Origin of the sequence: Streptomyces sp. GDS52, from assembly GCF_052246875.1 — a bacterium.
GTDB lineage: Bacteria > Actinomycetota > Actinomycetes > Streptomycetales > Streptomycetaceae > Streptomyces > Streptomyces cathayae.
The window spans coordinates 5720237-5742005 of the sequence record NZ_CM125966.1 but is presented as its reverse complement, the minus strand read 5'-3'; the positions used below and the strand labels follow the sequence as shown (position 1 = coordinate 5742005).

The window sequence follows — 21769 nt, the reverse complement described above, 5'->3', positions numbered from 1 at the left end:
GCTGTGCGGTGCGTTCCCGGTACGGGACGTTCCCGGTACAGGGCGTTCCCGGTACGGGGTGAAGCGCTTTCTACATGGGTGTGCGGACAGGCCGGCAGCCCGGTGGGTCAGCCCGCGTAGGGGTCCTGCACCGCGCCCGGCCGGGCGAGGAACTCGAAGTCGCAGCCGGTGTCGGCCTGGGTGATCTGCTCGTTGTAGAGCGCGCCGTAGCCGCGCTCGTAGCGCACGGGCGGCGGCGTCCACTCGGCCCTGCGGCGCGCCAGCTCCTCGTCGTCCACGTTGAGTTGCAGTTTCCGCTGCTCGACGTCGAGGGTGATCGAGTCGCCGGTGCGTACCAGCGCCAGCGGCCCGCCGACGTACGACTCGGGGGCGACGTGCAGCACGCAGGTGCCGTAACTCGTGCCGCTCATCCGGGCGTCGGAGATCCGCACCATGTCCCGCACCCCCTGCTTGAGCAGGTGGTCGGGCAGGGGCAGCATCCCGTACTCGGGCATCCCGGGCCCGCCCCTGGGGCCGGAGTTGCGCAGCACCAGCACATGGTCGGCGGTGATGTTCAGCGCCGGGTCGTTGATGGTGCGCTGCATGGTCCGGTAGTCGTCGAAGACGACCGCGGGTCCGGTGTGCCGCAGCAGGTGCGGTTCGGCGGCGATGTGCTTGATGACGGCGCCGTCCGGACAGAGGTTGCCGCGCAGTACGGCGAGCCCGCCCTCGTCGGCGACCGGCTTGTCCCGGGGCCGGATGACGTCGTCGTGGTGCACCCGCGCGCCGGCGATCTGTTCGCGCAGGGTGTCGTGGCAGACGGTGGGCCGGTCCAGGTGGAGCAGGTCCGGTATCCGGGAGAGGAAGCCGGGCAGACCGCCCGCGAAGTGGAAGTCCTCCATCAGGTACGTCTGTCCGCCGGGCCGTACGTTGGCCAGCACCGGGACGGTGCGGGCAATGCGGTCGAAGTCGTCGAGGGTGAGTCCGACGCCCGCGCGGCCGGCCATCGCGATCAGATGGATCACGGCGTTGGTGGAGCCGCCCAGGCCCAGGACGGTGGTCACCGCGTCCTCGAAGGCCTCCGCGGTGAGGATGTCGCTCAGTTTCCGGTCCCGGTGGACCAGTTCGACGATGCGCAGGCCGGCCGCGGCGGCCATCCTGTCGTGCCCGGAGTCGACGGCGGGGATGCTGGAGGCGCCCGGGACCGTGACGCCGAGGGCCTCGGCGGCGGCGGTCAGCGTGGAGGCCGTCCCCATGGTCATGCAGTGGCCGGGCGAGCGGGCCAGGCCGCTCTCGATCTCCTGCATCTCGCAGTCGCCGATGACGCCGGCCCGCTTGTCGTCCCAGTACTTCCACATGTCGGTGCCGGAACCGAGCACCTCGCCCCGCCAGTGGCCCGGCAGCATGGGCCCGGCCGGGACGAAGACCGCCGGCAGGTCCGCGCTGGCCGCGCCCATGAGCAGGGCGGGCGTGGACTTGTCGCAGCCGCCCATCAGCACGGCGCCGTCGACCGGGTAGGAGCGCAGCAGTTCCTCGGTCTCCAGGGCGAGGAGGTTGCGGTAGAGCATCGGGGTCGGCTTCTGGAAGGTCTCGCTGAGCGTGGAGACCGGGAACTCGAGCGGGAAGCCGCCTGCCTGCCAGACGCCCCGCTTGACCGCCTGCGCGCGGTCGCGCAGGTGACTGTGGCAGGGGTTGATGTCGGACCAGGTGTTGAGCACGGCGATGACGGGCTTGCCCAGGTGCTCCTCGGGCAGGTAGCCGAGCTGGCGGGTGCGGGCGCGGTGGCTGAAGGAGCGCAGCCCGTCCGTGCCGTACCACTGGTGGCTGCGCAGCTCCTCGGGCCGCTTCCTCGGGGCGTCCGTCGAGGCATTCGTCGAGGCGTTCATCGGGGTGTACATCGGGGTGCTCATACGGACCACCCCGCGGCTATCGCGGCGACCTCGGCCCGCTCGTGCTCGGCCAGTTGCCTGCTCGGCGGGCGGACCTCGCGGCGGCACAGGCCGAGGGAGGCGAGGGCCTCCTTGACGACGGTGACGTTGTCGGCGGAACCGTCGGCACCGCGCAGTTCCTCGAAACGGCGGATCTGCTCCCAGACCTTCATGGCGGTCGCGTAGTCGCCCGACCGGAGCGCCCCGATCATGTTCAGCGACACCGACGGGGCGACGTTGACCAGGCCGGAGGTGAAGCCGGTGGCACCCGCCGAGAAGTAGGAGGGGGCGTACGGCTCGGCCAGCCCGGCGACCCACACGAACCGCTCGATGCCGGCGTCCCGCGCGAAGGCGGCGAACTTCGCCGCGTCCGGTACGGAGTACTTCACACCGATGACGTTGGGGCAGGTGTCGGCGAGTTCGGCGAGGCGGGAGCCGGTGAGCCGGGCGTTGCGGATGTAGGGGACGACACCCAGTTCCGGCACGGCCTCGGCGACGGCGCGGTGGTAGTCGACCCAGCCGCTCTGGGAGACGTAGGGGTGGACGGGCTGGTGCACCATCACCATCCGTGCGCCGAGGTCACGGGCGTGCCGGGCGGAGGCGACCGCGGTCGGTATGTCGTGGCCCACGCCGACCAGAACGGACGAGCCGTCACCGGTCTCCTTCATGGTCAGCTCGGCGACGGTGCGCCGCTCCTCGGGCGTCAGGGCGTAGAACTCGCCGGTGTTGCCGTTGGGGGTCAGGGTGGTGACGCCGGCGTCGAGGAGGCGGCGCAGCAGGGCCCGGTAGCCGGCCTGGTCGACGGAGCCGTCCTCGGCGAACGGGGTCACCGGGATCGCCACCACGCCGGCCAGGGCCGCCCGCTGGGTCTCGAACGTCGTCGTCATGCCTGACCGTCCTCGCTCTTCTGGTTCGGGGCTTCCGGTGCTTCCTGGGGTGCCTGGGCCGCCCGGGGTGCCCGGGTCTCGAGGTCCGCGTCGGGAAAGGCCCGGCGCACGAAGGAGGCGATGTGCGCGTGCAGGGCGCGTGCCGCGCCGTCCGCGTCCTTGTCGAGGGCGAGCCGCAGGATCTCGCGGTGCTCGCTCGCCTCCCGCTCCCAGGAGGGGTCGGCGGCCCAGGCCACGGCGGAGACGAGTGCCGCCTGGTCGCGGACCTCGTCGAGCATCCGGCCGAGCAGCGGGTTGCCGCACGGCATGTACAGCGCGCGGTGGAACTCGCGGTTGCTCAGGGAGCGTTCGGCGGTGTCGGTGGCCTCGTCGGCCCGGGTCAGCGCGTCGCGCGCGGCGTCCAGGGAGGCACCGCGCCGGACGGTGCGCCGGAGCGCCTCGGGTTCGAGGAGGAGCCGCACGTCCTGGACCTCGCGCGCCATGTCCGCGTCGACCATGCGCACCGTGACGCCCTTGTACTGGCTCATCACGACCAGCCCGGTACCGGCCAGGGTCTTGAGGGCCTCGCGCACCGGGGTCTTGGACACCCCGAACTGCGCGGCGAGGTCGGCCTCGACCAGGGCCTGGCCCGGTGTCAGCCGGCCGGTGAGGATGCGTCGTTTGATCTCCTCCAGCACGTACTGCGTGCGGGAGGGGATCGGCAGGGGCACAGAGGTCATGCGCGCCTCTCGGATCTCACATATCGCGTCTCATATATGACGTACGAAGTACGACGCGATGAAACTAGAAGCGGCCCGGGGTTTCGTCAATGCTTCTGACAAAGGAAGTTCCGGGGCCGCGCACGCGACGGCCGGGCACCCGTCTCGTCCGGGTGCCCGGCCGTCCGGGAGAACTCCTGGTCAGGCCTTTCGCGTCCACCCCGGATCGCGGCCGCTCAGCCCCACGGTCCGGTCCAGCAGCGGGGCGTCGGACGGCACCGGCACCACGGGGCCGAAGATGCCCTCGCCGCCGTCCCGGCCGGGTTCCGCCGCGGCGGCGCGGAGGAAGGCGTGCGCGGCCTCGAGGGCGGCGGGGTCGGGCGCGTAGTCCTGGCCGGTGGCGCGGGCCAGGTCCCAGCCGTGGATCACCAGTTCGTCGGCGGCCACGGCTCCGGCCACCTCGCCCGGCAGGTCCACTCCCCCGGCCCTGGTCATGCCGGTCCAGGCCCCGGGGTCCCGCCAGGCGTCGGCGAGTTCGCCGAGCACCCGGGGCAGCTCCTCGCGCCAGCCGGGCCCGAGGTCCGGCAGGGCGGTGTCCGGGCTGGTGTCGGTGGTGGCGCCGAGGTCCTTGCGCCCGGCGTCGCGAAAGGCGGCGGACAGCCCTACGAGGTGGCCCAGGATGTCGCGCACCGCGTACCGCGGGCAGGGCGTCCCGTCCACGAGCTGCACGTCGGCGACCCCCTCGGCAAGCCGCGCCACGACCCGCACCTGCGGCCCGAGGTCGAGAATCGAGTCGGTCATGGGCTGCTCCTCCGTGGCCGTGCAGGGATGTGCTTCCTGGGAGGTGGACCTATGCCGCACCCGGAACTCATCGCTCCTTCCTGTGTCCTCTACGGCGTCTGCCCGATCCCCACGTCCGGTCCTTAGCCCCACGATGACCGGGTATGACGACGAACAGGACGACAGGCGGGACGCCGGACGGCCCGACGTGGGCGCTGGTGCGCGTGCTCCGTGACCCGAATGCCGGGCTCCTCCTTGCCGGGGTCGTGGTCTCCGGCTTCGGCACCTCCGCGCTGTGGCTCGCCTCCGGGATCTGGGTCAAGGACCTCACCGGCTCGGACGGTCTGGCCGCCCTGTGCCTGCTGGCCATGTGGGCGCCCACCCTGGCCGGCCCACTGCTGGGCACACTCTCCGACAGGGTCCGCCGCAAGCCCCTGCTGATCGGCACGAGTCTGCTGATGGCCGCGCTTCTGCTCACCCTCGTCACCGTCGACTCGCCGCAGACCCTGTGGCTCCTCTTCACCGTCCTGTTCGTGTACGGCGCGGCAGGCGTCGTGAACGACGCGGCCGAGTCGGCGCTGGCCGCCACCGCCGTGGACCGGTCGCTCCTCGGTGACCTGGGCGGGCTGCGCATGACCGCCACCGAGGGCATGAAACTGCTGGCCCCACTGGCGGGCGCGGGCCTCTACACGGCCCACGGCGGAGCGGCAGTCGCCTTTCTGGACGCGGTCACGTTCGCGGGCGCGGCGGTGCTGTACCTGTTCCTGCAGGTCCGCGAGGAGCGTCCCGCACCGCCGGCCCCCGGCCGACGTGGACAAACCGCCGAGGGCATCCGCTTCCTCCGCTCCCACCCGGCCCTGCGGCCCCTGGTCCTGGCGGGTGGCGCCACGATGCTGTGCGCGGGACTGAACGGTGCGCTGGTCTACGCCGTCGTCGACGGCCTCGGCCACTCCCCCGCGTACTCCGGTGTGCTGTACGCCGTCCAGGGCGCCGGGTCGGTGGTTCTCGGCCTGTGCGCGGGGCCCGCCCTGCGCCGCCTGGGCGAGCGGCGGTTCGCGGCGTACGGGATCGTCCTGCTGGCCGGCGGGGTGGCGCTGCGGGCGGTGCCGTCCGATCCGGTGGCGTGGGCGTGCAGCGCGGCGATCGGTGCGGGGCTGCCCGCCCTGCTGATCGCCGCGCTGACCGCCGTGCAGCGCGAGACCCCGGGCCCGCTGCTGGGCCGGGTCACCGCCACCGCCAACACCCTGGTGTTCACCCCGAACGTGATCGGGCTGGCGGCCGGCGCGGCGCTGGTGGAGCTGATCGACCACCGGCCCGTGCTGGCCGCCCTCGGACTCGCCCTGCTGGTGCCGGCGGCGGGGCTGTTTCAGAGCGCGGCGAGCGCCGAGCGTACCGACTCCAGGTCGTCGTCCGATGCCAAGCCGGCGTGGTAGAGGCGTAGTTCCGTGGCGCCGAGGCGGCGGGCCTCGGTGGCGTCCGCGGTGAGGGTGCCGGGGCTGCCGCCCATGCCGGAGACCACGGTGAAGTTGGCGGCGAGGACGCTGCCCGGGTGGTTCTCCCGGGCGAACGGCGTCAGCGGGCCGGGGTCCCCGGTGCAGGGGACGACCACACCGTCGGCGACGGAGAGGATGTGCCCGGGGTCGACGCCGGCGTTGGCGCCGCAGTGGTACGGCACCGGGTCCGCGTGCAGCAGGACCTGGAAGCCCTCGGGCGCCGCGTCGCGTACCGCCCGGACCGCCGTCTCCTGGAGCGTGCGGGCCGTTTCCTCGCGCCACGCGCGCGCGGCGGCCGCCGGCTTCGCGCCGAGGAGCTTCTCGACGCCCGTCCAGCCTCCGCCGGAGGGCGCCCCCCGCCACACCGGCTCCAGCGCGGTCCGCACGGAGGCGGCCAGTTCACCGGCGTCCAGGCCCTGGGCCCCGTAGCCCTCGTGGCAGGACGGGCAGAAGCACAGGGACATCAGGTACTGCCCCGCGTCCCCGAGGCCGACCCCGGCGGTCTTGTCGTGGGCGTGCAGGTGGGCCAGCCCGTACCAGCCGAGGGACTCCAGTTCGGTGCCGCGCGCTCCGGGCCGCACCGCCGCCTCGGCGGCCAGGTCGGTCAGGTACGCGCGCGTGGCGGGCTGCGCGATGCACGGCGCCCAGGGGTAGCGGTCGCCGTAGGCGTTGACGACCGAGGTGGCGGGGTGTTCGGCGCCGAGCCGGGAGTTGTGCGCGAGCACGACCCAGGTGTGCACCTCCAGGCCCGCCTGTGCGAGCGCCGTCGCGGCCTCGCCGAAGGCGTCGCCCAGGGCCCAGTCCCCCGCCGGGTGGGGGCGCGGGGTGCGGCCCGTCCAGTGGGCGCCGGGCGGGTAGAGCACGGCCGCGTACTCGGCGGTGACCACGCGGTGGCGCGGGTGGCGGGGGGTCAGCGCACGGGTGGAGTGGTAGGCGGAGGCGAGCGTCACCTGCGCCACGCCGAGCGCGGCGATCCGCGCGGGAGCCTCCGGGTCCCCGTTGACGTCCCAGGGGTAGACGAACGCCGATGCCTTCACTTGGCCTCCTCGAGCAGCGCGAGCCCTCGCTCGATCAGCCGGGCGAGTTGTTCGACATGATCCCCGGACGGTTCGTCCAGCGGCGGCCGCACCTCGCCCACGTCGAGCCCGCGCAGCCGCACCCCGGCCTTGACCAGGGAGACGGCGTACCCGGGGCCCTGGTCGCGCAGTTCGACGAAGGGCCGGTAGAAGCCGTCCAGCAGGCGGTCCACGGTGGCCCGGTCGCCGGTGCTCAGGGCCTGATGGCAGGCGAGGGCGACCTCGGGCAGGAAACAGAACACCGCGGACGAGTAGAGGGTGACGCCGATGCCCCGGTAGGCGGGCTGGGTCAGTTCGGCGGTGGGCAGCCCGTTGAAGTAGAGGAAGTCGCCGGGAGCCTCGGTGCGTACGGCGCTGAGGGTCCGCTGCAGGAGGTCGAGGTCGCCGTGGCCGTCCTTGAGGCCGATGATCCCGTCGGTGCGGGACAGTCCGACGACGCTCGCGGGGGTGAACACGGCGTTGTCGCGCTGGTAGACGATCACCGGCAGGGTGGTCGCCGCGGCGAGCTCCCGGTAGTGCCGCAGCAGCCCCTCCTGGCCGGCCCGTACCAGGTAGGGCGGCATGGCGAGCAGCCCGTCCGCCCCGGCGCGTTCGGCGAGTCCGGCCCAGTGCACCGCGAGCCCGGTGCCGTAGTCGGCGCCCGCGACGACCGGGACGCGTCCCTCGGCCGCTTCGACGGCGGCCCGCACACAGACCTCGAACTCCTCGGGCGTCAGGGCGTGGAACTCCCCGGTCCCACAGCAGGCGAAGACGGCGGCGGCCCCGGCCTCGACCCCGCGCCGTACATGGAGCCGGTAGGTGTCGAGGTCGATGGCGCCGTCGGTTCCGTAGGCGGTGACCGGGAAGAACAGCGGTCCGCTGGGGTTGCCGAGTCGGGCGGCGAGAGGGGCTGGCGTCACAAGCTCTCCCTGGTCCATATTCATGATTGACGTCTACATCCCTGAACGATGCCACGCTAGGGCGCCCGGGGGACGCCGGTCAAGCAGGCCGACCGGGCAGGCAGCAGCCGATTCCCCCCATCCGCGCGAAGGCACGGGATACTTGACGGGCCACGGCCCCCCTCCCTAGCGTGTCCACGAATATGAATGCCGTGCGCACACATGCACGGCCGGTGATGCAAGGAGACCCCTGGATGCCCGCTCCCCGCACCGTTCTGCTCACCGGCGCCGCCGGCGGCCTCGGCACCCTGATGCGGGGCCTGCTCCCGGACTACGGCTACCGGCTGCGCCTGCTCGACCTGCACCCGGTCGAGGGCGAGCCGGACGCGATCGTCGCGGACCTGGCCGACCAGGAGGCCGTGCGCGAGGCGGTCCGCGGTGTCGACGCGATCATCCACCTCGCGGGCATCTCCCTCGAGGCCTCCTTCGAGAAGATCCTCGCGGCGAACATCGAGGGCACCTACCACCTGTACGAGGCCGCACGAGAGGAGGGCGTCGGGCGCATCGTCTTCGCCTCCTCCAACCACGCCGTCGGCTACACCCCCCGCCCTGCGGCCGACGGCCCGCTCATCCCCGTCGACACCCCGCACCGCCCGGACACCTTCTACGGTCTGTCCAAGTGCTTCGGCGAGGACCTCGCCCAGCTCTACTGGGACAAGCACGGCCTGGAGACCGTCTCCGTACGCATCGGGTCCTGTTTCCCCGAGCCGACCAGTGTGCGGATGCTCTCGATCTGGATGAGCCCCGCCGACGGCGCCCGCCTCCTGCACGCCGCCCTGACCGCCGAGCACGTCGGACACACGGTCGTCCACGGCTCCTCCGCCAACACACGCCTGTGGTGGGACCTCGCCTCCGCGCGTGCGCTCGGTTACGACCCGCAGGACGACTCCGAACCGTTCGCCGCGAAGCTCGTCGCCGAGCAGGGCGAGCTGGATCCGGACAACGAGGCGCACGCGCGCATCGGCGGCCACTTCGTGACCGACCCGCCGATCTGGCCGTACTGAGACCACGGGCCCGACGCACCACCGAAGCCACGGGCCCGGCGCGGCACCGACACAGACGCAGACGCAGACACCGGCACCGGCACCGGCACCGGCACCAACACACCGACGGCACGCGCGTACGCGGCCGCGGCGGACATCCGACGCCCCCACCGGCGGGCGGGCACCGAACGGGCCCGCCCGCCGCCGCATTCGGGCACGCGTGATGCCCGTTTCCACCCCCCGCCCCACCCCCGTGCAGGTCCGAGCCGGGCACTGCTGGAGGCGAACGGGCGGGAACGGGCGATACCGGTTCTACAACAGACCTGGTCAGCCGCGCGGACCACCTGTACAACTGCCTGCAAGGACCTCATAGGGCCCGAACGGGCAGCGAGATCAGGAAGCAGGTGTTCGGCCATGCGTGACAGAACGGCCGAAGAGCGCCAGCGGGAGATCGTGCGGGTGGCGCGCGCCACCGGCTCGGTCGACGTCACGGCGCTCGCCACCGATCTGGGCGTGGCCAAGGAGACCGTGCGACGGGACCTGCGCGCGCTGGAGGACCACGGCCTGGTGCGCCGCACCCATGGCGGCGCCTATCCCGTGGAGAGCGCCGCCTTCGAGACCACGCTCGCCTTCCGCGCCACCAGCCATGTGGCCGAGAAGCGCAGGGTCGCGAACGCCGCGGCCGAGTTGCTCGGCGACGCGGAGACGGTCTTCGTCGACGAGGGCTTCACCCCGCAGCTCATCGCCGAGGCACTGCCCCGGGACCGGCCGCTCACCGTGGTCACCGCCTCCCTGCCGGTCGCGGGCGCGCTCGCCGAGACCGGCACCATGTCCGTGCTGCTGCTCGGCGGCCGGGTCCGCTCCGGCACCCTCGCCACCGTCGACCACTGGACGACGAAGATGCTCTCCGGCTTCGTCGTCGACCTGGCGTTCATCGGCGCCAACGGCATCTCCCGCGAACACGGGCTGACCACGCCCGACCCGGCGGTCAGCCAGGTCAAGACGCAGGCGGTCCGAGCCGCGCGCCGGGTGGTGTTCGCGGGCGTCCACACCAAGTTCGGGGCGGTCAGCTTCTGCCGGTTCGCCGAGGTCGGCGCGTTGGAGGCGATCGTCACGAGCACGCTGCTCCCGGCGTCCGAGGCCCATCGCTACTCCCTGCTGGGACCCCAGGTCATCCGGGTCTGAGCCGGCGGAACCGCACCACGGCGCACCCCGGCGCGCCCCACGCCCCCACGCCATGGAGGCACGACGCACCGCGCGCCGTTTCCACCGCACACCGTTCCACCTCCCCGCGGGCCGAACCGTCCAGGCGATGCCCGGTACCTCCCCGTACGACCGCTCATGCCGAGGAGTGATCCATGCGAACCCCGAGCCGGCGGCGGCCGCCGCGAGCCGCACTCGCCGCGGCCGCCGCAGGGACGCTGCTCGCCCCGCTGCTCTCCGGCTGCTGGGTCGGAGCGGGCGGGGCCGGATCCGGCGGTGACGCCGTCAACGTCCTGATGGTCAACAACCCGCAGATGGTGGAGTTGCAGAAGCTGACCGCCGCGCACTTCACCGAGGAGACCGGCATCAAGGTGAACTTCACCGTGCTGCCGGAGAACGACGTCCGCGACAAGATCAGCCAGGACTTCGCCAACCAGGCCGGCCAGTACGACGTCGCCACCCTCTCCAACTACGAGATCCCGATCTACGCCCGCAACGGCTGGCTCCGGGAGATGGACTCCTACGTCGACGAGGACACCGCCTACGACGAACAGGACGTCCTGGAGCCGATGCGCCGGTCCCTCAGCGGCGACGACGGCAGGCTCTACGGCCAGCCCTTCTACGGCGAGTCCTCGTTCCTGATGTACCGCAAGGACATCCTCGAGCGGGAGGGCCTGACGATGCCGGCCGACCCCACCTGGGAGCAGGTGGCCGACATCGCCGCGAAACTCGACGGGGCCGAGCCCGGCATGAAGGGCATCTGCCTGCGCGGTCTGCCCGGCTGGGGCGAGGTCATGGCGCCGCTGACGACCGTGGTGAACACCTTCGGCGGCACCTGGTTCGACGAGGACTGGAACGCCCGCCTCGACTCCCCCGAGTGGCACCGGGCGACGAAGTTCTACGTCGACCTGGTCCGCGAGCACGGCCAGGCCGGCGCCGCCCAGTCCGGCTTCGCCGAGTGCCTGAACAACACCACCCAGGGAAAGACCGCCATGTGGTACGACGCCACCTCCGCAGCCGGCTCCCTGGAGTCCGCCGGCTCCCCCGTCAAGGGCAGGATGGGCTACGCCCCCGCCCCCGTCGAGAAGACGGAGTCGGCCGGCTGGCTCTACACCTGGGCCTGGGGCATCCAGAACGCCTCCCGGAACCCGGACAACGCCTGGAAGTTCGTTTCCTGGGCCTCCGGCAAGGAGTACGAGCAGCTGGTCGGCGACGAGATCGGCTGGTCGAACGTCCCGGCCGGCAAGCGCGCCTCCACCTACGAGAACCCCGACTACCGCGCGGAGGCCGCGGCCTTCCAGGAGATGACCCGGCTGGCCATCGGGCGAGCCCGCCCGGACGACCCGGGTGTGCAGCCGCGGCCCGCGCCCGGCATCCAGTTCGTCGGCATCCCCGAGTTCACGGACCTCGGCACCCGGGTCTCCCAGGAGATCAGCGCGGCCATCGCCGGACGCCAGTCCGTCGAGTCGGCCCTGAGGAAGTCCCAGCAGCTCGCCGAAGAGATCTCCGAGGAGTACGAGGGACGATGACCGCCACCGCACCGGCCCCCTCAGCCGTCCCGGACAGCCGCCCGAGCGGTGGCCGGCGCTCCGGCCGGCTGCGCGGCTGGGTCACCAGGGCCCCGCTGCTGCCCGCCCTGATCTTCATGATCGCGGTCACCCAGCTGCCCTTCGTGGCCACGCTGGTGATCTCCTTCTTCGACTGGAACTCCCTCTACCCCGACGCCCGGCGGTTCGCCGGCTTCGAGAACTACGGAGAGGTCCTCGGCGACCCCGCCCTCCGCCGGTCGGTCTGGACGACGATCCTGCTGACGGTGGCGGTCGTCCTCACCACCCTGGTCCTCGGACTGCTGCTCGCCCTGCTGCTCGACCGGAGGTTCCGCGGCCGGGGCATCGTCCGCACCCTGCTCATCGCCCCGTTCCTGGTGGTGCCGGTGGCGGCGGCCCTGCTGTGGAAGCACGTGCTCTACAACCCCGAGTACGGCCTGCTCAACGGCCTGCTGCACTACGTCGGCGGGCCGCAGCCGGACTGGATCTCGGGCACCCCGCTGCCGGCCGTTCAGGCCGCGCTGGTGTGGCAGTGGACGCCGTTCATGATGCTGATCCTGCTCGCCGGGCTGCAGAGCCGGGACCAGGAGCAGCTCGAGGCGGCCCGTGTCGACGGCGCGAGCGACTGGCAGATCTTCCGCCACCTCACCCTGCCCCACCTGCGCCGCTACCTCGAACTGGGCGCCCTGCTCGGCTCGATCTACATCGTGCAGAACTTCGACGCCGTCTTCACGATCACGTCCGGCGGCCTGGGCACCGCCAACCTCCCCTACACCGTCTACCAGACCTTCTACCAGGCCCATGAGAACGGCCTGGCCTCGGCCGCCGGCGTCCTGGTCGTCATCGGTTCGATCATCATCGCGACCTTCGCCCTGCGCGTCGTGTCGTCCCTGTTCCGCGAGGAGGTGTCCCGCGCATGAGCACCACCGCCGTACGCACCCGCGGCCGGATCCGCAGGGGAGCGGGTCTCGGTCTGGTGGCCTGGCTGGCCGGGATCGTCTTCTTCCTGCCCGTCGCCTGGATGGCGCTGACGTCCTTCCACTCCGAGGAGGACGCGGCCACCAACCCGCCGTCCTTCACCGCCGCCCTCACCCTGGACGGCTACCGCGAGTTCTTCGGCGCGGGCGGCGGCGCGAGCCCCTGGCCGTCCCTGATCAACTCGACGGTGGCGTCCGTGGCCTCGGTGCTCCTGGTCCTGCTGCTCGCGCTCCCGGCGGCGTACGCCCTGTCCGTCCGTCCGGTGAAGCGGTGGACGGACGTCCTGTTCTTCTTCCTCTCCACCAAGATGCTGCCGGTCGTGGCCGGCCTGCTGCCGATCTACCTGTTCGCCAAGAACACCGGGATGCTCGACAACATCTGGCTGCTGGTCCTGCTCTACACGTCCATGAACCTGCCGATCGCCGTGTGGATGATGCACTCCTTCCTCTCGGAGATCCCGGTCGCGGTGATCGAGGCCGCCCGGATCGACGGCGCCCGGCTGCCGACGGTGCTGGCGCGCGTGATCGCCCCGATGGCGCTGCCCGGCATCGCGGCGACGGCCCTGATCTGCTTCATCTTCAGCTGGAACGAACTGCTGTTCGCCCGGGTGCTGACGGGCGTGGTCGCCGGGACCGCCCCCGTCTTCCTGACCGGCTTCATCACCAGCCAGGGCCTCTTCCTGGCCAAGGTGTGCGCCGCGTCGCTGGTCATCTCCCTGCCGGTGCTCGCCGCGGGGTTCGCCGCTCAGGACAGACTCGTCCAGGGCCTGTCGCTGGGAGCCGTGAAATGAAGACCGTGGTGGTGCCGTAGGTTCCCTTCGGCCCTGCGGGCCCCGGTCCTCAGACGCCGGACGGGCTGATTTCAGCCCGTCCGGCGTCTGAGGACCGGGGTCTGGGGCGGAGCCCCAGGTCGGGATGGGAATGGGAAGGGGCGGCGAGGGCGAAATCCTCCCGGGAAACCAATGCTCCCCGATCCGATCCCAGGTAAGGGAACAGTAAAACGCCCCCGCTCGTTCACCCGGCATGACAGCTATGACCCCCGGCTCGAACATCCCCCTCTCCACCGCCCGTGTGGCGGTGGACGTCGCCGCGCCCGTGCGTCTCGACGTTTCGGGCCTGCTGCTCACCGCCGACGGCAAGGTGCGCTCCGACGACGATTTCATCTTCTACAACCAGCCCGCCGGCCCCGGTGTGACCTACCGTTCCGGCGGCGGCACGGCCCCCGACGCCATCATCATCGACACCGCGGCCGTCCCGCCCGGCATCGAGAAGATCGTCGTCACCGCGAGCCCCGACGCCGCAGGACAGACCTTCCAGGGCATCGAGCCGACGGCCACCATCCGCGACGCGGACAGCAGCGCCGTCCTGGCGACGTTCACTCCCCCGAGCCTCGGCTCCGAGACGGCACTCGTGGTCGTCGAGATCTACCTGCGCAACGGCGCCTGGAAGGCCCGCGCGGTCGGCCAGGGCTACGCCAACGGCCTGGCCGGCATCGCCACCGACTTCGGAGTCACGGTCGAGGAACCGGCCGCCCCCGCCCAGCCGCTCACCCCGCCCCCGCCCGCCGTGCAGCCGCCGGTGAGCCCGCCGGCCCCGCCGACGTCCGCCCCGCAGGCCCCGCCGGCGCCCGCCGCTCCCCAGGCGCCGCCCGCCGCCGCGCCCGGCACCGGGAAGATCAACCTCGACAAGGGCCGGGTCAGCCTCCAGAAGCACCAGACCGTCTCCCTGATGAAGGGCGGCCGCCCGCTGCTCTCGCGGGTCCGGATGGGCCTCGGCTGGGAGCCCGCGTACCGGGGCAAGGACATCGACCTCGACGCCTCGGTCATCGCCTACGGCCCGCAGCGCAACCACATCGACAGCTGCTACTTCGGCAAGCTCCAGATCGTGGGCGGCGCGATCCAGCACTCCGGCGACAACCTCACGGGCGAGGGCGCCGGGGACGACGAGACGATCACGGTGGACCTCGGCCGCCTCCCGCAGGACGTCACCGGCCTGGTCTTCACGGTCAACTCGTTCTCCGGCCAGAAGTTCACCCAGGTGGCCAAGGCGTACTGCCGTCTCCTGGACGCCGGCACCGGCGAGGAGCTGGTCCGCTTCGACCTCACCTCCGCCGAGCCGCAGACGGGCGTGATGATGGCGAAGCTGATCCGCCAGTTCACCGGCGAGTGGGAGATGACCGCGATGGGCGAGTTCGTGAAGTCCCGCACGGTCCGCGGCATGGTCAAACCGGCCGCCCAGTCGCTGTAGCCACGCCTACGGTCCCGCGGGCGCCCCGACCATGGGGCGCCCGCTCAGAACCAGTTGCCCACCGGCCGCTCAGAACAGCGCGCTGTACGCGTTCAGCGCGGGCTGCCCGCCCAGGTGGGCGTAGAGCACGGTGGACTCGCGGCCGATCTCGCCGCGGGACACCAGGTCGATCAGCCCGGCCATCGACTTGCCCTCGTACACGGGGTCGGTGACCATCCCCTCCGTGCGGGCCGCGAGCCGCATCGCGTCCAGCGTGGTGTCGTCGGGGATGCCGTAGGTGCCCGCGTGGTACCGCTCGTCCAGTTCGACGTCGCCCTCGGTCAACTCGGCCTTGACCCCGATGAGCCGGCCGGTGTTCTGCGCGATCCGCGCGATCTGTTCGCGGGTGCGGACGGGTGCCGCCGACGCGTCGATCCCGATCACCCGCCGGGGGCGCCCGCCCGCCTCCTCCAGGGCGCGGAAACCGGCGACCATGCCGGCCTGGGTGGACCCGGTGACCGAGCACACGATCACGGTGTCGAAGAAGACGCCCCGCTCTCGCTCCTGCTCGGCGACCTCCTGCGCCCAGTTGGCGAAGCCGAGCCCGCCGAGCGGATGGTCGGAGGCGCCGGCCGGGATGGCATAGGGCTTGCCGCCGGCCTCCTCGACCTCCCTGAGCGCCTGCTCCCAGCTCTCCTTGAAGCCGATCCCGAAACCGGCCCGCACCAGGCGCACATCGGCGCCGGCGAGCCGGCTGATCAGGATGTTGCCGACCTTGTCGTACACGGCGTCCGGCCACTCCACCCAGCTCTCCTGCACCAGTACGCACCCCAGTCCGGCGCGGGCGGCGACGGCGGCGACCTGGCGGGTGTGGTTGGACTGCACCCCGCCGATGGAGACCAGGGTGTCGCAGCCCTGGGCGAGCGCGTCGGCGACCAGGTACTCGAGCTTGCGGGTCTTGTTCCCGCCGTAGGCCACACCGGAGTTGCAGTCCTCACGCTTGGCCCACAGGGTGGCGCCACCGAGATGCGCGGTCAGCCGCTCCAACGGATGCACGGGCGAGGGTCCGAAGAGCAGGGGGTAACGCTCGTAGGCAGACAGGGACATGGGCGATCCTTCCGTCAGAGAGCCTCGGGAACGTCGGCGAGCTCTACCAGACCCCGCCAGATCTCCGCCGTGACCCGGACCGCTTCGTCCGGGTCTCCGGCCGCGCAGGCCTCGATCAGCCGTTCGTGCAGCCCGGCGGAACGGCAGGTGCCGCCCTCGCCGAAGCGCTGCCGTTCCAGCCGGCGGATGAGGGGCGTGTAGCGGGCGGCGGTCGCGGCGGCGGCGCGGTTGCCGCTCACCCGTACGAGTACGTCGTGCAGTTCGTCGTCGGCGCGCAGCGCGCCGTCCACGTCACCGGCCCGTACGGCGGCGGCGAACCGCTCGTTGGCGGCACGCATGAGGTCCACGTCGGCCTCGCGCAGCCGCGGTACGGCGACGCGGGTGACCAGTTCGTGCATGGCGCCGACGACGGCCGCCGCGTCCTGGACGTCACCGGCCACCAGGGGGGTCACGCGGGTGTAGCTCTGCGGCTTGCTCTCCAGCAGCCCCTCGTCGACCAGCCGCGAGAACGCCTCGCGCACCGGTGCGCGGGACAGCCCGAGCCGCTCGGCGAGCTCGGCGTCCCGCACCACCGCCCCGGGTTCGATCTCCCCGGCCACGATGGCGTCCCGGATCGCTTCGTGGGCACGCTCCCTGAGCAGGGTGCGCCGTACGGGTCGCATGGCCTCCATGACTGAAATGTTAGATGTCAGTAAGCGCGCCGACAAGACCGTGGGCCGGCCTCCCCGGGGACCGGCTCAGACGGCCCACGGCCAGTCGGCGTCCCGCCCGGCCTCGAGCAGCGGGACCATGCGGAAAGCGGCGTCCGACAGGCCGCCGAAGGTGTGCCGGTTCGCCGTGCCCGACGGGCCGTGGCCCGCACGGTATCCGGCGAGGTTCCAGGTGTAGACCGGCACATCGGCCGGGACCTGCTCGGTCGGGTCGCCGTGCCGGCTGTGGGTGTACTGCTCGTCGGTGACGATCAGCACCCGGTCGTGCCGCTCGTAGTGCCGGCGCACCGCCCCGGTGGTGTCGGTGCCGCCGAGGTCGCCGAACCGGCCGAGGATCTTCAGCACCGCCTCGCCCCGGCGGAACGGCACCGGCTTGCTCGTCGAGCCGAACTCGACGAGGTCCGCCTTCGCGGCCCGCAGCGCGAGCGCCGTGCCGAAGACCGCCGCCGCGTCCGCGCGGGTCAGCTCGGAGCGGTCCGACATCCGTGAGGAGAACATCGAGCCCGAGCGGTCGACGAGCACCAGGGTGCGGCCGGGCATCGCGGGCACGTTGGCCAGCGAGTGACCGAGCGCCCGCTCCAGCGGGTACGACCAGCGCGGCGACGGCGCGTGCCGGTACGCGGCGAGGTACCGGAAGGGGAACTGCCGCGACTTCGCGACCTCCGCCGGGTCGGCGAGGCGGTCGGCGACCCGCGCGGCGACCTCGTCGGACACCCCCGCCTCGTCGAAGTTCCGCAGGTTCCGCACCAGGGCCATCGTGCCCATGGACGGGATCATGGCCTCCCAGGCCGCCTTGTCCATCGGCCCCTGCAGCCAGCCCGCCAGCGCCTCCCAGGTGATGCCCGCGGCGGCGAGCCGCTCGGCTCCGTCGGGTGCGGTGACGACCGCGCGCCGCTCCTCGACGGGCAGCGCCATCAGCTCGTGGTGCGCGGTGAGGACACGGTTCGGGGCGGGCGGAACCGCGGTGTCCGGGTTGTGCCGGCGGTCGAGGGCGTACCGGAACAGTTCGCCCTGCCACGGCTTGTCCGGGTCGGGGGCCGCGTGCACCAGGTTGAGGATGTCGCCGAAGCGGTAGCCCTTGGAGGCGGTGTCGTACTTCAGCAGGGCCTTGCCGCCGTAGAGCCGCCGTACGGCGTCGGCGACACCTCGCTTGACCGGCTTCGGGACGTTCCGGCCGTACATCGCGGTCCAGTAGGCGAGCAGTTCGCCGGGCTCGTCGGGCCGCCGCAGCACGGAGTCCACGACCTGCCGGTTCGACGGGCCGCCGGTCGCGCCGGCGTCGAGGCGGGCCTTGACGTACTCGGCGGCGCCCACGATCGAGGCGGTCCGCAGGTTTCCCTCGCCGCGCAGCCAGCCGAGCAGCCCGGCCGTCCAGGACGGGTCGCTCACGGCGAGCTCGCGCACGAGCTTCGCGAACCGGTCGTCACGGTCGTCGCCGGTCTCGTAGAAGGTCCGCTGCGTCACGAGGTGGGAGACGGCGAGCAGGAAGAGTTCGGAGCGCGGCTCCCGCTCGCGCCCACGGCCGCCCTCGTACGTACGCAGCACGCGGCCGGTCGACGTCACGCGCGACGCCGACTGTGCCTTGGCGGCCCGGGTGTTGAATCGCGCCATGGTGAATTCCCCCGAATTCATTTCCGTTCCGGAGGGAGGCACGACAAAGGAGGGTGCCCGAGAAACGAGGCGGCCGCGGAACAAGTCAGGCGCGTCTTCCACTTCCGCCACACCGGCCCGAAGCCGATGACGGGATTCGAACCCGCAATGAACCCGATCCGAGAAGTACCCGCTGCCTGCGCACCGGGCACCCACCAGATGCCGCGCCTCCCGAGATCAAGTCGGCGGCGGCCTGGATTCGATCACAACGAAGGAACCTTCGCCCGCGCACCGGGAGGTGCATGAAGTTGTGGTGTCCAGAGATCAAGGCCGGCGGAACCGACGATGGTGCTCTGACCCCTGAGCTACACCGGCGTGTTGTGCCGGTGACGGGACTCGAACCCGTGACCGCCCCATTATGAGTGGAAGTAGGTCCTGCCTTCGCACCTGGACGTGCATCACTCTAAAAGGGCGACCCTCGGTCGGGCGAGCGAATTAACTACCGGCGCTTCTGCCGCTTCCAGGGGCCGGTGACGGCGAGCAGGATGCCCGGTTCCTGGATGTTGGTGTACAGGGTCCTTCCGTCGGGCGAGAAGGTGACGCCGGTGAACTCGCTGAACTCCGGCTCCTGTTCGGTGCCGATGTTCAGTTCGTTGCGGGCGATGGGGTAGGTGCGTCCGCTGTCGGTGGCGCCGAACAGGTGCTGCACGCCGTCGCCGTCCTCGGCGATGACCAGCCCGCCGTACGGGGAGACGGTGATGTTGTCGGGGCCGTCGAAGGCGCCTTCCTTGCCGGGGTCGGGGTTCACGCCGAGCAGGACCTTGAGGGTCAGGGTGCGGCGCCGGGGGTCGTAGAACCAGACCTGGCCGTCGTGCTGGACGGGGCTCTCCTCACGGGCGTACGAGGAGACGAAGTACGCCCCGCCGTCGCCCCACCACATGCCCTCCAGCTTGCGGCCCCGGGTGATCTCACCGGGCCCGAACTGCTCGCGCACGGAGACGGTCCGCGCGTCGCGGTCCGGTACGTCGACCCAGTCGACGCCGTACACCGTGCCGGTCCTGGTGGCGCGGGAGAGGTCGTCGACGAACCGGCCGCCGGAGTCGTAGCACTTGGGCGCCTGGAGGACGCCCGCGTCGTCGGCGAGGGTGCGGAACCTGCCGGGGCCGTGGCGGAAGTCCTCGGGCGGACTCCAGCGGAAGAACAGGCCGTTGGGCTCGTCGGCGTCCTCGGTGAGGTAGGCGTGGCCGCGCCTGGGGTCGATGACGACGGCCTCGTGGTCGTAACGGCCGAAGAACTTCAGCGGCTTGGGGTCGCGGTTGGCGCGCCGGTCGGCCGGGTCGACCTCGAAGACGTAGCCGTGGTCCTTGGTCATGCCGTTCTCGCCGGCCCGGTCGGAGTTCTCCTCGCAGGTGAGCCAGGTGTCCCAGGGGGTGCTGCCGCCCGCGCAGTTGTCGGCGGTGCCGGCGATGCCGACCCACTCGGCGACGCTGCCGTCGGGGCGCACCTCGACGACCGTGCAGCCGCCGGGGGCGCCCGGGTCGTAGACGAGGCCCTCGGCGAGCGGGACGGGGAACTCCGCCTCGTCGCGCGGGCCGTCGATCTCGTGGTTGTTGACCAGGAGGGTGGTGCCGCGCGGGCCGGGGAAGGCGGCCGTGCCGTCGTGCTCGGCCGGGGTGAACTCGCCGGTCTCGAGCCTGGTCCTGCCCGTGTACGTGAGGATGCGGTACGAGAAGCCGGCGGGCAGGGCGAGGATGCCGTCGGGGTCGGGGACCAGGGGGCCGTAGCCGACCGTGGGGTGGTGCCGCCGGGCCTGCTCCCGGTCCTCTCCCACGCTCTCGGCGTCGTGGGACGCGAGGGCGTGGGGTGCGGAGGCGAGGGCGCCGACGCTGCCCACCAGTGCGACACCGGCACCGGCGACCGCGGATGTTCTGGTGAAGTCCCTGCGGGTGAGCGACATGGAGTCTCCTGTGGCGGTGAGTTGCCGTGAGGACCGGCCTCGTACACCGTCACGCTTCCGCCCACGCCTGAACGCCGATTGAACTCCGCGGGGCATCCCGGCCACCGCTTCGGTGAACCGCACGGGGCCGTCCGGCCCCGCACGTGCTCCAAGGCCCCCGAGTGGGAACCCTCAACCCCCGTGCTGCGAGCGGGCCTTGAAGGCTGCCTTGCGGGCCTCCTTGGCGATCTTCTTGTCCGGGTGCAGCCGGCCCATCGCCTCCAGCACCTCCGCCGTGGCCGGGTGCTCCACCCGCCAGGCCGTGGCGAAGAAGCCGCTGTGCTGGCGGGCCAGTCCCTCCACCAGGGCCCGCAGTTCCTCGGAGTTGCCCTCGGCGGCGAGCTGCGCGGCGACCGTGTCGACGGTCAGCCAGAAGATCATCGCCTCGGAGGGCGGCGGGACGTCGGCGGCCCCGTGCTCGGTCAGCCACACCCGGGCCAGCCCGCCGAGTTCCGCGTCGTCGAGCACCTCCCGCAGGGCGGGCTCGGCCGAGAGGCCGACCAGCGACAGCGCCTGCTGGCACTGCAGCCGCCGCAGCGGGGCGCTCTTGTCGCTCCCGCGCGCCGCGGCCAGCAACTCCCGTGCCGCGGCCAGCGGTTCACGCCGGGCGAGCCACTGTTCGGTCTCCGCGTGAGCCGCCGACGGCGGGAACACGGCCGTACCGTCGAGCAGCGCGTCGGCACCCTTGTCCGCGAGGTCCCCGACCGCCGGTGCCTCGAACCCGGCCTCCAGCAGCCGGGCCCGCAGCCCGTACAGCCCGAGCGGGGTCAGCCGCACCACGCCGTAGCGGGAGACGTCGGTGTCGTCCTGCGGCTCCGCGGACTCCACGGACTCTGCAGGATCCACAGACTCTTCATCGGTCTCGACCAACAGCGTCTCGTCGACCGGCTGGTACTCCACGAGTCCGACCGGCGCCAGCATGCGGAACTGGTCGTCCAGCCGCATCATCGCGTCGGACACCTGCCGCAGCACGTCGTCGGTGGGCTCCGGCATGTCGTCGGGGACGAGCGCGGACGCGGCCAGCGCGGGCAGCGGCACCGGTACCCCGGCGGGGCCTTCCTCACCGGCGGTCAGCAGGTAGAGGTTGCGGAGCACCCCGTCCAGGAACTCCGCCTCGGCCTCGGGGTTCCAGTCGAGTGAGGCGAGGTCGAGTTCGCCGGATCCGTCCCCGGCGGCGATGGCGTCGACGAGCCCCTCCAGGTCGGGCACGCTCGCGTCGGCGAGCACCGTCTCCAGGGCGGCGAGCCAGACCGTGAGGACGTCCTGCGGCGCGCCCCCGGCGAGCAGCGCGAGGTCGGCACCCGCGGTGACGGTGCCCTCCTCCTCGTCGACCACGTCGACGAGCCCGGCGTCCACGGCGACCCGCCACGCCTCACCGGCGTCGGCGGCGGCCTCCTCCCCGCTCAGCCCGAGCACCTCGGCCGCCGCGGGCAGCTGCGCGTCGACGAGCCCGCCACCGGCGTCGACCCGGGTCTCGGGTCCGGCCCAGCGGGCGAGTCGGACCGCCCGGGACAGCAACGGCGTGGACAGTGCTTCACGCGCCAGCTCCGCGTCGGGGTGCAGTCGCGCCGGCGGCAGGGTGGAGCTGTCTGACATCGGCTGTTTCTCCTAGGTGCTGTCCTCGGCGCCTCATGTGGCTCAACCGCTCAGC

The 21769-nt window shown here is 72.2% G+C and carries 18 protein-coding genes and 1 tRNA gene; 7 read left to right on the top strand and 12 right to left on the bottom strand.

Annotated features, from left to right (window positions below; genetic code table 11):
• Window positions 1–107 precede the first annotated feature (107 nt).
• The 4 genes from araD to ACTWJ9_RS26160 all read right to left on the bottom strand — a co-directional run bounded on the left by araD (window position 108) and on the right by ACTWJ9_RS26160 (window position 4293).
• The gene (gene araD / locus ACTWJ9_RS26175; protein WP_443295926.1) at window positions 108–1865 is read right to left on the bottom strand and encodes an L-arabinonate dehydratase; all 1758 of its coding nucleotides are present in this window, start codon (window positions 1863–1865) and stop codon (window positions 108–110) included.
• A 20-nt stretch (window positions 1866–1885) separates the two neighbouring features.
• Window positions 1886–2794 carry a dihydrodipicolinate synthase family protein gene (locus tag ACTWJ9_RS26170; protein WP_387040026.1) on the bottom strand — a complete coding sequence of 303 codons (909 nt, stop codon included), beginning with the start codon at window positions 2792–2794 and terminating at the stop codon, window positions 1886–1888.
• Complete coding sequence (locus tag ACTWJ9_RS26165) at window positions 2791–3513, bottom strand: GntR family transcriptional regulator (RefSeq protein ID WP_387040027.1); 723 nt, start codon at window positions 3511–3513, stop codon at window positions 2791–2793. Before ACTWJ9_RS26165 ends, ACTWJ9_RS26170 begins: the two co-directional genes overlap by 4 nt.
• Window positions 3514–3693: 180 nt before the next feature.
• Window positions 3694–4293: a TIGR03086 family metal-binding protein gene (locus ACTWJ9_RS26160; RefSeq protein WP_387040028.1), complete on the bottom strand. Its 600-nt coding sequence runs from the start codon at window positions 4291–4293 to the stop codon at window positions 3694–3696.
• Between the two features lie 143 nt (window positions 4294–4436).
• Here ACTWJ9_RS26160 and ACTWJ9_RS26155 point away from each other — a divergent pair, with 143 nt between their 5' ends.
• Entirely contained in the window at window positions 4437–5705 is a 1269-nt protein-coding gene (locus tag ACTWJ9_RS26155; protein WP_387040029.1) for an MFS transporter, read from the top strand.
• Here ACTWJ9_RS26155 and ACTWJ9_RS26150 read toward each other — a convergent pair.
• Window positions 5639–6802, bottom strand: a complete 1164-nt coding sequence (locus ACTWJ9_RS26150; RefSeq protein ID WP_443294833.1) for a hypothetical protein — start codon at window positions 6800–6802, stop codon at window positions 5639–5641. The genes ACTWJ9_RS26155 and ACTWJ9_RS26150 overlap by 67 nt on opposite strands.
• Window positions 6799–7740, bottom strand: a complete 942-nt coding sequence (locus ACTWJ9_RS26145) for a 5-dehydro-4-deoxyglucarate dehydratase (RefSeq protein WP_443294832.1) — start codon at window positions 7738–7740, stop codon at window positions 6799–6801. Before ACTWJ9_RS26145 ends, ACTWJ9_RS26150 begins: the two co-directional genes overlap by 4 nt.
• A 233-nt stretch (window positions 7741–7973) precedes the next feature.
• Here ACTWJ9_RS26145 and ACTWJ9_RS26140 point away from each other — a divergent pair, with 233 nt between their 5' ends.
• The 6 genes from ACTWJ9_RS26140 (at window position 7974) to ACTWJ9_RS26115 (ending at window position 14736) form a co-directional block, all read left to right on the top strand.
• Window positions 7974–8783 carry an NAD-dependent epimerase/dehydratase family protein gene (locus ACTWJ9_RS26140; RefSeq protein ID WP_279336715.1) on the top strand — a complete coding sequence of 270 codons (810 nt, stop codon included), beginning with the start codon at window positions 7974–7976 and terminating at the stop codon, window positions 8781–8783.
• A 393-nt stretch (window positions 8784–9176) separates the two neighbouring features.
• Complete coding sequence (locus ACTWJ9_RS26135) at window positions 9177–9947, top strand: DeoR/GlpR family DNA-binding transcription regulator (protein WP_279336714.1); 771 nt, start codon at window positions 9177–9179, stop codon at window positions 9945–9947.
• A gap of 173 nt (window positions 9948–10120) precedes the next feature.
• The gene (locus tag ACTWJ9_RS26130) at window positions 10121–11494 is read left to right on the top strand and encodes an ABC transporter substrate-binding protein (protein ID WP_279336713.1); all 1374 of its coding nucleotides are present in this window, start codon (window positions 10121–10123) and stop codon (window positions 11492–11494) included.
• Window positions 11491–12432, top strand: coding sequence for a carbohydrate ABC transporter permease (locus ACTWJ9_RS26125; protein WP_443294831.1), 942 nt, complete (start codon window positions 11491–11493; stop codon window positions 12430–12432). Before ACTWJ9_RS26130 ends, ACTWJ9_RS26125 begins: the two co-directional genes overlap by 4 nt.
• Window positions 12429–13280, top strand: coding sequence for a carbohydrate ABC transporter permease (locus tag ACTWJ9_RS26120; RefSeq protein ID WP_387042721.1), 852 nt, complete (start codon window positions 12429–12431; stop codon window positions 13278–13280). The genes ACTWJ9_RS26125 and ACTWJ9_RS26120 overlap by 4 nt, the downstream gene beginning before the upstream one ends.
• A 241-nt stretch (window positions 13281–13521) precedes the next feature.
• Window positions 13522–14736 (top strand): TerD family protein, encoded by a 1215-nt coding sequence (locus ACTWJ9_RS26115; RefSeq protein ID WP_443295925.1) that lies wholly within the window; start codon window positions 13522–13524, stop codon window positions 14734–14736.
• Window positions 14737–14805: 69 nt separating this feature from the next.
• Here ACTWJ9_RS26115 and ACTWJ9_RS26110 read toward each other — a convergent pair whose 3' ends face one another.
• The 6 genes from ACTWJ9_RS26110 to ACTWJ9_RS26085 all read right to left on the bottom strand — a co-directional run bounded on the left by ACTWJ9_RS26110 (window position 14806) and on the right by ACTWJ9_RS26085 (window position 21714).
• A complete protein-coding gene (locus ACTWJ9_RS26110; protein ID WP_279336710.1) occupies window positions 14806–15822 on the bottom strand; it encodes a 1-aminocyclopropane-1-carboxylate deaminase in 1017 nt (338 codons plus the stop codon).
• A 14-nt stretch (window positions 15823–15836) separates the two neighbouring features.
• Complete coding sequence (locus ACTWJ9_RS26105) at window positions 15837–16493, bottom strand: GntR family transcriptional regulator (protein ID WP_279336709.1); 657 nt, start codon at window positions 16491–16493, stop codon at window positions 15837–15839.
• 66 nt (window positions 16494–16559) lie between these two features.
• A complete protein-coding gene (locus tag ACTWJ9_RS26100) occupies window positions 16560–18143 on the bottom strand; it encodes a TROVE domain-containing protein (protein WP_388701619.1) in 1584 nt (527 codons plus the stop codon).
• Between the two features lie 360 nt (window positions 18144–18503).
• Window positions 18504–18629: transfer RNA gene (locus ACTWJ9_RS26095), tRNA-OTHER, on the bottom strand.
• Window positions 18622–20079, bottom strand: coding sequence for an alkaline phosphatase PhoX (locus tag ACTWJ9_RS26090; RefSeq protein ID WP_279336707.1), 1458 nt, complete (start codon window positions 20077–20079; stop codon window positions 18622–18624). Before ACTWJ9_RS26090 ends, ACTWJ9_RS26095 begins: the two co-directional genes overlap by 8 nt.
• A gap of 171 nt (window positions 20080–20250) precedes the next feature.
• Window positions 20251–21714 carry a hypothetical protein gene (locus ACTWJ9_RS26085; protein ID WP_279336706.1) on the bottom strand — a complete coding sequence of 488 codons (1464 nt, stop codon included), beginning with the start codon at window positions 21712–21714 and terminating at the stop codon, window positions 20251–20253.
• Between the last annotated feature and the right edge of the window lie 55 nt (window positions 21715–21769).